Origin of the sequence: Flammeovirga sp. EKP202 (assembly GCF_014534745.1) — a bacterium.
Lineage (GTDB): Bacteria > Bacteroidota > Bacteroidia > Cytophagales > Flammeovirgaceae > Flammeovirga.
The window spans coordinates 57,436-71,037 of sequence record NZ_JACVVP010000041.1 but is presented as its reverse complement, the minus strand read 5'-3'; the positions used below and the strand labels follow the sequence as shown (position 1 = coordinate 71,037).

Here is a 13,602-nt window from a genome sequence, read left to right as displayed (position 1 = left end):
TCTTTTACTTTTCATAATACTGCAATTTACTTAATTATTAATTTTGATTGCAGTCCATTTTGATGGGGTAACTATAACGAAGTGTAGTTGTTCGGTTTACCCAACCTCCAAACTTCACTTTTTCATTCTCTTTTCTGTTTTCCATAAATAGCATTGACTTCGTAGGGAACTTTTCTTTACATTTCTTCATCCCAGAGTTATTCTCTGCAACTTGATACATGTCGAAGGCTAAAGAATAAACAGACAAATTTTGACACTCCGTTAATTTATTGGAGACAATATCCATAAATGAATTAAAATAAAGGTCACCTAAGAAGGTAAAAGCTTCATTCTGAAGACTTGTCCCTTTTAAAGACTCTGCAATATTTCTTGCTGATTTCTTATCACCTTTTTTCAAATTGAATTTTGCCATTTCTAATCGAATAGCATAAGAAATCTCCGTTTCCCCTTTCATGTACTCTTTACAAATACTCATACCTTCATTTATGAAATTTTCATCATTGGACTGTAAAGCTGTTCTTAAGAGTTCATAGGCATTTTCGGCCGTTGGTTCATTTTTAAAAACCACTTTCTTTACATTGATAAGGGAAGTAAAATCATCACAATTTGTATGTTCAAAATACTTTTCAACTTCTTTTACTTGAAGTACCGAAACGTCTTCAAGGTTATCTCCTAACTTTTGAAAGCGATGGCTAATTCCTTCACATGAAGTATCTAACAGAGAGAATAGCTTTTCATCACAAATTTGAAGTAAAGAGTCTGTCTTCTTTGCTTCCAAATCCAACAAACTCTTATTCACTAACCAGTAATTAACCCATAATTCATCCTCATCTAGGGCGTTAGTATTCTTCTGATATGAAACCATACACTCTATAAAACCAACTAGAGTAGAAGCATCAAGAAATTCACTTCCTTTTTTAACTCCATATACCATGTTTCTGTAAACGTTGCCCTTATTGGAATCCGTTAAAAAGATTCCTTTTAACTGCCAGTTAATAGTTGACATTGTTGCTAGTAGTTTTGGAGTTCGTCCCTCTTCAAGAATGGCCTCTGTAAGATAGTTCAAAGCAGAATCCCCTTTAAGTATAGCTTGATCCTCGTTTCCTGTTATTACTAATTGCTTTCCTTCTTCGAAGTAGTCATATGCCTTTTGATAATAGTTATTTTGTGCATTTACTTTCAATTGAGAATTAAAAAGTAATGATGTAAACAAAATAATATGATAAAAAATATTTCTCATTCCCTAAATAAATTTTTATGTCTTTCTATTTATAAGGGGGGATATATTAGAAATTTCACTATCCCGGCGCTGTTAAAAAGTGTTATAACTTAATTATTAATAATAAAATAAATCAGTGTTGTTTATCATAAAAAAAAGGTTGACTCAACCTAAATTGAGCCAACCTGAACTTTCGAAACAAAACCTCCCTATTGAAGTATAGTCAAAGGGATATCATCTAACCATTCAAGTGTAGTATTTTCAAACTTCACATACATTCTAATCTTTGTATCATACTTGCTTAGTACTGCTCCGTGAGCAGGAGAAGCAGTAATCATCACTTTTCCTTTACCATAAGCTGAAGATGGAATATCTTCTCCTTTAATTACGGTTGTTTCCCCATTGACAGTTAATTCGAATTCCATTCCTGTAAAATCAATAGTTTCCCCTACGTAATACTCTAGTTTATTAGGTACTTCTTTTCCTTCTACTGCTACGGCACTTATTTCTCCTTTTTCCACATTAATGTTTACTTCTTCTGACCAATCTGAAATACCATGAACTTTAATTGGATAATCTCCCTCTTGTGTTAAAGATTTTCCTTCTTCAGGATATACAAAAATCTGCTTATCAGCAAAGTCTTCGTAAGGAATTACTTCAGTAGAACCGTCTCTAAATGTTCTTGTAACCTCTATACCTGAGTAATTAATTACCGTATACTGTTTTTGATTATTCGGTAATTTTGAAATTTCTACCTTCACTTCATCTTTGTCCTCATTCTGTACACAACGTACATAAGAAAAATAATTTCGGTTTGGCTTATCAACAGATCCTGAACCATTACCACCTGCAAAAGAAGCGTAGTCACTATGCACTGTTAAGCTACCAACAGGAGTATTATAGTATATTACACCACTTGTTTCTGAATGAATAACATTAAATCCTGAACCTCCATTTTGATAAGAAGGATCTCTATCCTCTATTGGGGTCGAAGGTGAACCCATTTCTTTACTATTATGATTTTCTGCCCATTCACTACCGATAACTAATGATGCATTAACTTTATTCTTATAGTTCATATTGCTGAATGGATAAGCCGATTGAGAAGCGTTTATATCTGAATAATCTAATGCTTCAGTAGTACCATCCCAATTGTATCCACTTTCTGATAAATAATTAATGAGCTCCATCCATTCTAAAATTTGAGGAAGGTGAAAACCTTCAGGACAAAAATCAGAAATGAAATATTGGTTATTCTGTGTAGGTTTATACGACATAAATAGAAATTCATCTGTATTGCTATCACTTACTTCATTCAATGAAAATGAATCTCCAATAGACTGCCCTTTTAAATCGCCACTATTGAACTTTGAGGATTTTAAATTTTCAACCATCCAGATTTGGCGACCAAATCTCTTCAAAAGATGCTCATTTCCTTCTACATCTTTGATAGGATCAAAAACTTCTTCTGTCACACTAACTTGAAAAGAAGTTTTTCCTAATTCGTTCTGATCTGCATCTCTGTATACTATTTCAATTTCTACATTTCCTTCAATATCTAAAATAGAACCGTTTAATGGAGACGTTGTAACATTCTTACTTTCGAAGGCATCAAATTCGACAGTTTCTTCAACTTCGTTTGTTGTTATAGTTAAAGATAAGCCCGTTAAATCTAAAGGTTCATTGATAAAATAGTCTGTTTCATCAGAGGTTGATTTTACAGCGATGCTAATTACATCTTCTGTTTCTCCTACCTCACCATCATTAATGATGTCCTCTTTCTCAGTACAACTTAATACTGACAAGAACAAGGGTAAAATTACCCACCAAATTAGTTTAGCTTTTTGCATTTTAATAGTTTTTTAATTGATATATGTATTGATTTTAGCTTATTTTTCAAGCTCTTGAATTAATATTAATTTATTGAACATTAGGTGGTAAATGTCCACCAAAAACAACATCTGGATGACCAATTAATTTTGCATCATTATCTCCTTTTACACATCTTACGCTTCTACCTGCAGTAGGGTCATCATAAAAGTGTGAAAAACCAGTTGAGTTTTCATACGGATAAATAGTTGATCTCAAATCCTTTGCTTCCATATAGTACAACTCTCCTTCTCTTGTTGACCATATTGTATAGCCCCCTCCAAGATTTGGACTGTAACGGTAATCTCCAATAGCACCAAATGTTCCATCTGCATTACGACAGGATACCGGTTGACCTGAGAAACCTGTTGAATTATTATTTTCAGGATCTTTTGCAGGTGCAGAAGGGGTAGCAGCTTGAGCATTTTGCTTAAATTCCTTACTAGCCAAACTACTGCTTACTTGAGATTTGTTATCGGTATGACTTAGTTTATGATGATCAATATACCCTGTCATATAATCCCAATCTTCAGTAGAAGGAACACGCCACCCCTCGGGGCATAACTTACCAGATTTTACTGCATACCAATTATATAGTTTACCATAACCGTTCTGTCCGTTGGCTTCGTTCAATCCTGAGTAACACCAAGCAGGAGTTGTTAATTTGGACCATTCAGAGGGGCTTTTAACTTCTGGTATTTCTTCTCCATTTACAAATTGAGTAGTAGATAGGTGTTCACCCATCCATTCTAGTGCACCATATCGTAAGGTTTTGATATCAAATATTCCATCTCCTTCTTGTGGAATCGTACCATAATCGATAGCTTCAATTAAGGTTCTTTCATCGGTTATATGATCAAATCGACTGTCTCCACTTAATTTAAACTTTCCTCTTACAATCATTCTTCCATCATCGTAAGTACCAAAGCCATTCATGCCATAATCCGTCTCATAAGCATCAGCAAAGAAATCAAACTCAGTTATTCTTGTCCAAAAATTGTTATTGACTGCTTCATAGTAATAATAAGCATATGCACCTTCTTTAGGGGATGTTGGAAAAGGTACTTCGTTATTGCTGATCATATGAAAACGAGATGTTCCTTCAAATATACTTGTCGGATATTCTTGATCTCCCATTTTGAAATTGACATGAACAGTTCCTTTCTCTCCAATTTCTTGAAATGCTTTTCCTTTTGTTGACACATCAGCAATGATTCTTTTATCTTGTTCTGGTATATCCATCACTATTTGAACTTCTACTGGAATACCGTTTGTATTTCCTTTCATCGTATAAGTTATCAAACTGTCATCAAAGTGAAGATGTACATTTTCTTCTAAAATAAAGTCTTCATCATTTACTGTTATACCATTTTCGTATTGAGCGGTTGGTTCTTCTTTAGGAGGAAGACAACTACTAAGGAAGGAGATGATTATCATTACCCCCCACTTATTTATATTTTTGATATTCATATTATTCGCTTTCTAAATGTTCATATTTGCCAACTTATTCGTCTGATTACTTATTTTTGACACATCGAACATTACAATATATATTTCTAGATTGCACACCATAAAAACTACCTGTTCCATGAAACCCTTTATCTCTTCTTATGTAACTAACATTGTAATTATTATCGCTATCCATTTTTTCCCAATAAATGGCTATATCACGTCTTGGAAAATCATGATTTATGGCTTCGTAATACCCACTAGGTTCTAAATTAAATCCAGAGCGATTATTACGATCAGGTTTGTAACCAATATACATTTGTCTTTCTGTTTCGGTATAAGGTTTATTCGTTGCATGATCATTTATAAAATAAGGAGGTTCTGGCCAGTTTCTATTTTTAGAAGCAATTGATTTGATTAAAGTAGAATGAAATGGTCCTATAAAATTTCTTTCTAATTCTTCTATTTTTTCGTATTCCTCTCCTGTGTCATTCTGAAAAGGAATACCTAATAACGAAAAGCCACTTTTATCCAACACCCATAATAATTCTCTCACCTCATCTGTTGATGGTAAATGCCAGCCTTCGGGACATATTTTATTGCTTTCTGTGATTGCTCTATTGTAAAAAGCTCCATAATTATTATTAATGGCAAATTCTTCATTATCATCTGCCCAACACATTGCCTCCTCATCAAATGGATTTTCAAGTTCGTCTCTATGAGCAATACGGGTTCCATCATTTAGCTTAGTTGTTCTTAAACTTTCTACCATCCAAATATTCCCAAATTCTACTCTTACAGAATCTACTATAGCTTCTTCTCTATAATCTATCGTATTATAGATATTACCATCAATATCTGTTACCGTTCCTTTTTTATCATCTGTCAATTGCCAGCTAATGATATTAGGTTGTATATCTTGCATAACTCTATCAAACTCACAAGAATGTAACACCGGTGACACTACGTATAATGCAATGCGAATAATATTATTTAATTTCATAATGACTTTAATTAATTTAGAATGTATAGCTTGCTCCAATTCTAAAATCAAATCCTTGTTTATATTCATAGGTATCTAATCTAACTCTATCTACTGTTGTTGAAACATTTGTTTCAAAATCATGATTCTGTACATCTCCCATTAAATACCTTCCCATTGTTGGGTTTAAGATATTTCTGACTCTTAAGCTAAATCCCCAATGATTACCCCATTTAGCATTTGAAATTAAATCTAAACGAGGTACTCCAATTTCCATTGTGTTTTCAAATCCTACAAAACCTAAGGCATACACTTTATCTTCTGTATATTGAAACATGACAGTATTCATTAGCTCCCACTTTCCACGTCTCATAGTATAACTTAAGTCGGAATTGATAATAATAGGTGTAGCTCCTTCCATTTTTTTCTCTCCGGTAAGTTGATCACCTCTATTTGCATATTTCCAAGTATGAGGTTCTGTTTCTATCCATCTTGTCACTGTATCAGCAACAGAGGTATTCAGGTAAGTTAAATTTATACCAAATGATAATCTATCGTATTTCTCAGAATGTTCGTCACCCCATTCAGCAATAGTTTTCTTCAACTCCACTTCTACTCCTTTTACTTCTACATCATCGAAATTTTCATATGTTTCAGTGATGTCATTTCTCGTAAAAGTGGACTGCCATTGATAGTTCAAACCTCTTCTTAAAATCGCATTTTTGATTTTTTTATAAAATGCTCCAAAAGTGATAATTTCATTTGAGGAAAGGTAATAATCGTACTTAAAATCGTAGTTATTGTTAAACTGTATTTCTAATTCTGGATTTCCCACTGCCCCATAATCCAATGCTTCGTATTGAAATGGTGAGATTTCCTTACTTTGTGGTAAAGTATAAGTCTTACTATATCCTAGTCGGATTGCATGGTTTTTATGTAAATCCAAACGTAGGTTTACATTAGGAATCAAAACAACAGTATCTAATTGCGCTGCATCAAAAATTGCATAATTGGTTTGTACATTCATCTCAATTTCATCTCTTGACAAACCCGCATTTAAGTATAAAAATTTTAAGGGCTGATAAGTGACTTCTCCATAAATATTTTCTAGTCTTTTATTTACACTATACGTTCTTCTTGTCCTTGTTACATCGTTCCTACTGTCTTCAAAAACATAATCCATATCGCCATATAAATCTTCAAAAGGTTCACTTCTTCCCAACAATAAAGTATAACTATTGGCAAGCATTTCATCGCTCACAATTCGCTTATTATAACCTACTTTTAATTGGCTCACATTTCCATGTTTGTTCGGTAATTTATATGAGAGATTTCCTACTATATTTTGGTCTCTTGTTTTCAAAGTATGGAAATATCTTTGAGGGTTATCAATTCCATCTCCAGATGCTATCATATAAGAATCGTTTATATCTGCATCCTCCTTATTATACCATGCTAAATGGTAACTTCTTCTATCTGGTTCCTCACCAAATACATAATTTCCTGCATAACCACCTTCTAACCTCAATCCTTCTATAGGCTCTAAATAACCGTGTAACTGTCCTGTATAAAGGGTATTATCATTTTGTTGTTGTTTTCTCATTACAAAATCATTCGTATGCATCCCTTCTGCTCCTTTATCAAAACCTAATGTTTCTTGAGTAAAAGCTCTGTTGGAATGGACATAAAGATGATTATAAGAGATTCCTGCTTTATTTGAATATTCATAATTAACACTTCCCATCAATAAATGATAAGTGTCTTGAGTACTTCTAGTAAAATAACCTCCTTCAGTACCAAATTTAAAATCATCATCAGGATCATATGTAGGCATCCCTGGTTTCCAATCATGTGATGTGGTAAAAAAACGTTGAGGAGAGTATCTTATACCTTCTATATAACGAAACTCCTGTTCCATAGTACCGATACCATAAAAGTCAAATTGGTGACCGTTACCTAAATCAAACCTTCTACCTCCACGAATAGCAACTTTCTTATCTAATGGCATTCCTATTGGGTTAGGGTTCATACTATTTGTAAATCCATTTGCTCCTGAACCTGTTCTTGGAAAACTTTTTTGCAAATCAGCAAAACCAAATGAACTAACACCATCAAGCATCAAAAATTCTTTACCTAAAGCTGTTGAGTTAAAACCGCCTCTAACATCAATTTTAAATTCTTTTTTCCCTTCCAATCTTCTTGAATGTATATCTACATGACCTCCAGTTACATCATGTGGGCCATCTGCAGAGAAAATCTTGTTTACAGATATGGACTGTAACATATCTGAAGAAAAGAAACGAAGTGCGATATTTTTAAACTCAGGTTCTTCAGATGGTAACATAAACCCATTTAATGTTGTGATGTTATTTCTATCACCTAAACCTCGAATGGTTACATTTTTATTATTGCCATCAATAGAAATACCGGGTAGCATCACTACTGCCGCTTCTGCGTCAGATGCCCCTTTACGTTTCATTTCAATAGCACCAATTGCTTGCATAGGTTTAACAGAAATTTTCTGTTCCATCATCAGAATCTCTTCGGTTTCTCTATTTTTCTTCGCCGTAACCAATACTTCTTTTAATTCTTTAGTATCTGGCTTCATTTTGAAGTTTATAGTAGTCGCCTGATCTCCCACTACTTTGACCGCTTTTATTTGCTGTTTGTAAGACACAAATTGAACGACAACCTGATAGTCTCCAGGGGATAATCCATTTAATTCAAATCCTCCCATTACATCAGTAATTGATCCTTTTTTAGAACCTTTGATAAATACAAGAACACCAATCATGGGTTCTCCTGTTTCATCAATGACTGTTCCTTCTATTCTTCCTACAGATTGTTTGACAGGTGGAGGGGAAGGTAATATTGGTGTTCCTCCATTAATAATAACGTAATTACCTAAACGCTTTAAGTTTAAACGTAGTTTTTTTTGTAAGTCCTCCACCACAAGTTCTGCTTTGCCTGCATACTTGTATTTTTTAATTATTATTTCTTTAGTTTGAACATATTGAAAGTTTAAATCGCTTTGTTTTTCGATCTTTTTTAATAAATGTAGAAGACTAATGTTCTCAACATCAATGTTAACGAATGAATTGGCTTTTTCTTCTTCAATCTCCATTTCATAATTGGCCCACAAAGTAGAATGTGAAAAAATTATAAATACTAGGAGAGAAATTTTCCAAAAGGAAAAAAATTTCATAGTTTTATTTTTAATTAAGATGAGAGTCAAGACAGAGATATCCTACCAAATCCGTCTTGGCTTTTTATTTACACAACACCCACACGTGAATATTTAATTAGCACGAATGATGATTTTTTCTTCTATAATTTTATAATTGATATCTGCTGAATATGAGATGATATCTAGAAGTTCTTCAATTGTTAATTCAACATTGAACTGTCCCATTACTACATAATCTGCTACAGATTCATCTATTTCAAAAGTATAGTTGTAATATTTCTCTAAAGAATTAATGACCGTTTCTAATGAAGTCATAGAAAAATAGAGCTTATTGTCTTCCCAGGCTTTCCACTCCGCTGATTTAAAATATCCTCTTGTGAACTTATGATTTTCTGCATCATAAATTACTTTCTCTCCAGGCCTTAAAGTGGTTATTTGTTTTCCTTGAAGATTTATCGCCACTTTCCCATTTTTTAATTGGATTGCTACATTTTCATCCTCATATGCCTTAACTCTAAAAGTAGTTCCTAATACTTCTGTCTCTATACCTTTAGTTTTTACTTTAAAAGGTCTTAAGCGATCATGATGAACTTTAAAAACACCTTCACCGATCAATGATACATTTCTTTTATTGACTTTATTAGAATAGAAATACTCAAGAGTAGATTTTGGCCCAAGGGTAACAATTGACCCATCTGGTAAGTATACTTCCCTTCGTTCGCCAATGTCAGTAACTACTACTTCTCTTCTATTTATTTCATTAAGGTAGTTTGATACATCATTGTAAAGTAGTTTTAAACCTACAATTGCCAATAGAAATATTGAGACTGCAATATTTATAGATTTACTCCATCCAAGAAAAGGAAAAGTCTTCTTTCTAGTTTTTGTTTCTACTTTAAAAGTAGAATCAGCATTCACCTGATTATCAGATTCATAATATCTCCCTAAGATACCTTTCCATTTTCTATTGTTATTGTCTTTCTCCATTCGTACCGCCAATCGAACTGGCTCTTCCCACATCAAAGAATAATGATCTAGAATCTGTTTTTTTTCTAAATCCTTCATGACTTCTTCTTCAAAGGTCAATTTTTCATCTTCTTTCATATGGTCATTTAGGTATTCATGACATTTGACTAAAAAAACTTCTTTCTGCATCTAATAATTCAAATAATTAAGAAAATTATATTTCAACTACTAAGGGCAAGAAAGACTAGAAAAAGGACTACTCTCCTTCGTAAACAAATTATGAATTCATAAAATTAGCATAAAAAACCACTCAAACAACTAACAAACAGTAGCTTTGACTCATAGACGAAATTCACTACTAACATTAAAATTCAATTGATATTTCTAAATTGTTAACATTTAGCTATCATATTATGAAAGCAAGAGTAGAAGCTTTGGTTTAATGAAAGCAAAAATGATATTTGAAAAACTATACAAGAGTTATGACTTACTAATTTTAAAACCAAAACAATCTAAAGCTAAATGACATTTTCAGAATTATACCATCTTTATATAAATGAAGATGAACAAACGGACTTAAGTGTGATATTTCACGAGTATAATATTCGCTTATGTAATTTTGGGGTACGTCTAGGGTTTCCTTTGGAAACGGTTGAAGACAGTATACAAGAGGTATTTATATACTTGATTGAACGTATCAATAAAACGGACGAAATTGGGCCTCTACACATTAAGACTCCTAAAGCATATCTCTTTGGTTCCTTAAGAAATAACTTGGTTAAGAAAGCAGAGAAATCTAGACGACTCCCAACCGACTCTATTGATATACATATGAACTGGGTTGAAGATCAATTTGAAAAAGATGAAATCAATAAAGAAGAACTTTTCACAAAACTAGAGCACTATATTTCTAAACTCCCTATTCGTATGCAAGAAGCCTTTCGTTTAAGTCGTGAAGAGAAATTTACCATCAACCAAATTGCAGAAATTATGGATGTGTCCCCAAATACGGTAAAAAATCACCTTGCGAAAGCCACTGAACAGCTTTTTTCAATGACAAAGAAAGAAAGGAAAGCAATCTAAGTTTGAATAGATAACTACTAAACCATAAAATAAAAGGATGAGAGATAATTTATATCTGATTCGAATAATATTGAAAGAAATAACATTTATCAATAATAGCTTGTTGATTTATAATAATCATATTAAAAAAAAAATTGAAAAGAGAGCTTCAGTTTTAACACTAAAAAACGAGTGAAAAAGTACCATAAAATACGATACTCTTTCACATCAAGGTTAATCAAAAAATATTGAGAACCTTTGTAATCAATAAATTCTATTATATATCTAAACAAGGAATTTTAAAATGGAGAAAAATATTTATACACTTTTATTCCTTAAGATATTTTGTCCTCTTGATTATCTAATTCAATTTTATTAAACCTTCATTTATATAGAGTCTTTTTTAATATGATTTCACTACTCCTTAACTGTTAATGATATTAAAGAAAAAAATAAATATTTTATTCAATTAAAAAATCTATTTCAATAATGAAATTACTACCACTTTATTTACTACTTTTTTGTAATGTAGCTTCCTTATATTCTCAAAGTGTTGATTTTGGATACACCGACTTCTTTTGGCAAAACCATAACATTCAAGACTTAAGTAATAAAAAAGCTTCTGAAAAAATACTTTTCAAGTATATCTATGGATTAAGTACAATGAGTAATTCTTCTAAATCTCAAGAGATTCACTTTTTCACTAACCAAACAAACCAAACTGATAAGACTCTTCTTTTCTATCTTGAAATTTTTGAGAAAGTTCTTTTTGATCCTAACTCACCCTTTAGAAATGAAGGACTGTACGAATTGATTTTAGAAGATTACAAAAGAAATTCAATATTAAGTGACTTACAAAAAGTCAGAATCAAATACCACTTAACTATTATTGAAAAAAATAAAATAGGTAAACTTGCTAGTGATTTTAACACTAAAATCGATGGTAATATTAAAAATCTCTACTCAATACAAGCACCGTACATATTGGTAGTTTTTACAAACAGTGAGTGTCCTTCGTGTATTGAAAATTATAAGGAATTAGGGAAGAATGAAGTAATAAGGAATACCACTGATTCAGGAAAATTAAAAGTCCTTATGGTAGATAATTCTGAATCACCTACCCTCACAAAGGGTGATCAATGGATTTGGGCCAAAGATATTGATGACGTAATTGATAGTAATGAAATATACTATACACCTGCTTTACCTTCAATATATCTCATGGATAAAAACAAACGAGTCATCTTAAAGGATGTCCCTCTAGAAGCAGTCACTAAATATTTCTTAAATCAAGGAGCTTTGTAAAGATTCATATCTAATTTGTTGAGAACAAAAAAAACACCTTGCCATCACTAGCAAGGTGTTTCCATTTATATTTTAAACTCTAGACGACTTAGTCTAAGTTATGCTTATAACCAACTAAAGCGTAGTATACAAGATAAGCCTCGCAAAGAATTACGATACCCCATGTCATTTGCCAATCACCTAAAGCATCAGCACTTACACCTTGTACCCAAGGAAGGATAGCACCACCTGCTACACCAATCATTAAAGCACCTGAACCTTTTGCTGTATAAGGTCCTAATTTGTCAATCGCTAAAGCGAAGATTGCTCCCCACATGATTGAGTGCATTAAACCAATACCTACTAATAACCATAATTGCTGAGTCAACATACCTGCTACAGTTAATACTAAAGCGATAGCTGCTGTCACTAACAATTGAGTTTGTCCAGGGATTTTCGCTAAGAATGACCCACATAAACGACCTACTAACATTGAACCCCAGTATATAGTGGCCATAAATGCATAAGTTTCTTTTTGTAAACCAATTTGTTTTGCATGAAGTACAAGGTTTGAACCTACCGCTACTTCTGCACCTACATAAACGAAGATTGCAATTACACCTAATGTTAAGTGTTTGAAGCTCCAAATAGATTTAGTTAATGTAGAAGGATCAACTTCCTCACCGTCATCCGATGCCATTGGGTTGGGTAATTCAATTTTACCTAAAACACCAGCTACTACTGCGATCACAATCATTAAGATTGATAATGGCAATAAGATTTGAGCTACTTCTGGAGCAACACCACCAAAGATAATACCTGCTACAAAGAAAGGTGCTGCTGTTGTACCAATAGAGTTCAAAGCACCAGCAATACTTAAACGAGTTACAGAAGATGTTCCTGGAACTTCACAAACTGCGATAAATGGGTTGATTACAGTTTGTAAAACAGCCATTGCACAACCTAATGCGTATGATCCTACTAAGAAGATAAAGAACGCTTGAGGAACTGCACTTTCACCAATTGCTACAGATGGAAGATTAGCAAACTTCGCTGATAATGCTTCGATACCCAATGCACCTACTAACAAGATAAGACCTCTGATCAAAGTTGTTTTATGTCCTTTGTTGTCCACCCAGCTAGATGCAATATTACCCATTGTTGGGTAACCCATAAAGAAAGCAAACGTAATAAACGTTGCTAAAGTGTTTTCTAATGAACCTGCTTCAGAAAGTAATGCTTCCTGTAATGGTGCTTGGAATTGTTGGTTCACTACAGTTAAGAAACCTACAATGAACATTAAGCCTACCATAATTAGGAAAGGCCCTGTGTTGTTTTTTTTAGTTTGAACGTCTTTCACAATCGTTTTTTCTATAGTTTCACTCATCGTTTTGAGACAAAATTGTTAATTAAAAAGTGTTTTAAGTGGAATTAATTAGTGATCAAAATAATAGGACGAATAATACTTCAATTCATTATCCCTTAAAAAACCTAAACCGTTTGCAATATAGATTTAGAATTTAGAAAGTAAGAATGACACTTATCAGTTTTATCCAATATCATCATTTTAGAGTCACATTTTAA

9 protein-coding genes are annotated in these 13,602 nt (G+C 32.8%); 2 read left to right on the top strand and 7 right to left on the bottom strand.

Features of this window, described 5'->3' with window-relative positions; all coding sequences use genetic code 11:
* Nucleotides 1–37: 37 nt before the first annotated feature.
* The 6 genes from IC221_RS21225 to IC221_RS21200 form a co-directional block, all read right to left on the bottom strand.
* Nucleotides 38–1,240: a hypothetical protein gene (locus tag IC221_RS21225; protein WP_188170883.1), complete on the bottom strand. Its 1,203-nt coding sequence runs from the start codon at nt 1,238–1,240 to the stop codon at nt 38–40.
* A gap of 188 nt (nt 1,241–1,428) precedes the next feature.
* Complete coding sequence (locus tag IC221_RS21220) at nt 1,429–3,069, bottom strand: FISUMP domain-containing protein (RefSeq protein ID WP_188170882.1); 1,641 nt, start codon at nt 3,067–3,069, stop codon at nt 1,429–1,431.
* A 70-nt stretch (nt 3,070–3,139) separates the two neighbouring features.
* On the bottom strand, nt 3,140–4,558 hold the full coding sequence (locus IC221_RS21215) for a fibrobacter succinogenes major paralogous domain-containing protein (protein WP_188170881.1): 1,419 nt from the start codon (nt 4,556–4,558) through the stop codon (nt 3,140–3,142).
* A gap of 46 nt (nt 4,559–4,604) precedes the next feature.
* On the bottom strand, nt 4,605–5,609 hold the full coding sequence (locus IC221_RS21210) for an FISUMP domain-containing protein (protein ID WP_188170880.1): 1,005 nt from the start codon (nt 5,607–5,609) through the stop codon (nt 4,605–4,607).
* Nucleotides 5,557–8,724, bottom strand: coding sequence for a TonB-dependent receptor (locus tag IC221_RS21205; RefSeq protein ID WP_188170879.1), 3,168 nt, complete (start codon nt 8,722–8,724; stop codon nt 5,557–5,559). The genes IC221_RS21210 and IC221_RS21205 overlap by 53 nt, the downstream gene beginning before the upstream one ends.
* A 93-nt stretch (nt 8,725–8,817) precedes the next feature.
* Nucleotides 8,818–9,861, bottom strand: a complete 1,044-nt coding sequence (locus tag IC221_RS21200) for a FecR family protein (RefSeq protein ID WP_188170878.1) — start codon at nt 9,859–9,861, stop codon at nt 8,818–8,820.
* Between the two features lie 333 nt (nt 9,862–10,194).
* On the opposite strand from IC221_RS21200, the gene IC221_RS21195 reads away from it, so the two are divergent.
* A complete protein-coding gene (locus IC221_RS21195; RefSeq protein ID WP_188170877.1) occupies nt 10,195–10,755 on the top strand; it encodes an RNA polymerase sigma factor in 561 nt (186 codons plus the stop codon).
* Between the two features lie 468 nt (nt 10,756–11,223).
* Entirely contained in the window at nt 11,224–12,039 is an 816-nt protein-coding gene (locus IC221_RS21190; protein ID WP_188170876.1) for a DUF5106 domain-containing protein, read from the top strand.
* 88 nt (nt 12,040–12,127) lie between these two features.
* On the opposite strand, the gene IC221_RS21185 is transcribed toward IC221_RS21190, so the two are convergent.
* Complete coding sequence (locus tag IC221_RS21185; RefSeq protein WP_188170875.1) at nt 12,128–13,405, bottom strand: MFS transporter; 1,278 nt, start codon at nt 13,403–13,405, stop codon at nt 12,128–12,130.
* Nucleotides 13,406–13,602 lie beyond the last annotated feature (197 nt).

Coding starts and splice junctions, on each gene's coding strand:
- IC221_RS21220 (WP_188170882.1), bottom strand. CDS start 3,069: ATGCAAAAAGCTAAACTAATTTGGTGGGTAATTTTACCCTTGTTCTTG.
- IC221_RS21200 (WP_188170878.1), bottom strand. CDS start 9,861: ATGCAGAAAGAAGTTTTTTTAGTCAAATGTCATGAATACCTAAATGAC.
- IC221_RS21215 (WP_188170881.1), bottom strand. CDS start 4,558: ATGAATATCAAAAATATAAATAAGTGGGGGGTAATGATAATCATCTCC.
- IC221_RS21210 (WP_188170880.1), bottom strand. CDS start 5,609: ATGAATATAAACAAGGATTTGATTTTAGAATTGGAGCAAGCTATACAT.
- IC221_RS21225 (WP_188170883.1), bottom strand. CDS start 1,240: ATGAGAAATATTTTTTATCATATTATTTTGTTTACATCATTACTTTTT.
- IC221_RS21190 (WP_188170876.1), top strand. CDS start 11,224: ATGAAATTACTACCACTTTATTTACTACTTTTTTGTAATGTAGCTTCC.
- IC221_RS21205 (WP_188170879.1), bottom strand. CDS start 8,724: ATGAAATTTTTTTCCTTTTGGAAAATTTCTCTCCTAGTATTTATAATT.
- IC221_RS21185 (WP_188170875.1), bottom strand. CDS start 13,405: ATGAGTGAAACTATAGAAAAAACGATTGTGAAAGACGTTCAAACTAAA.
- IC221_RS21195 (WP_188170877.1), top strand. CDS start 10,195: ATGACATTTTCAGAATTATACCATCTTTATATAAATGAAGATGAACAA.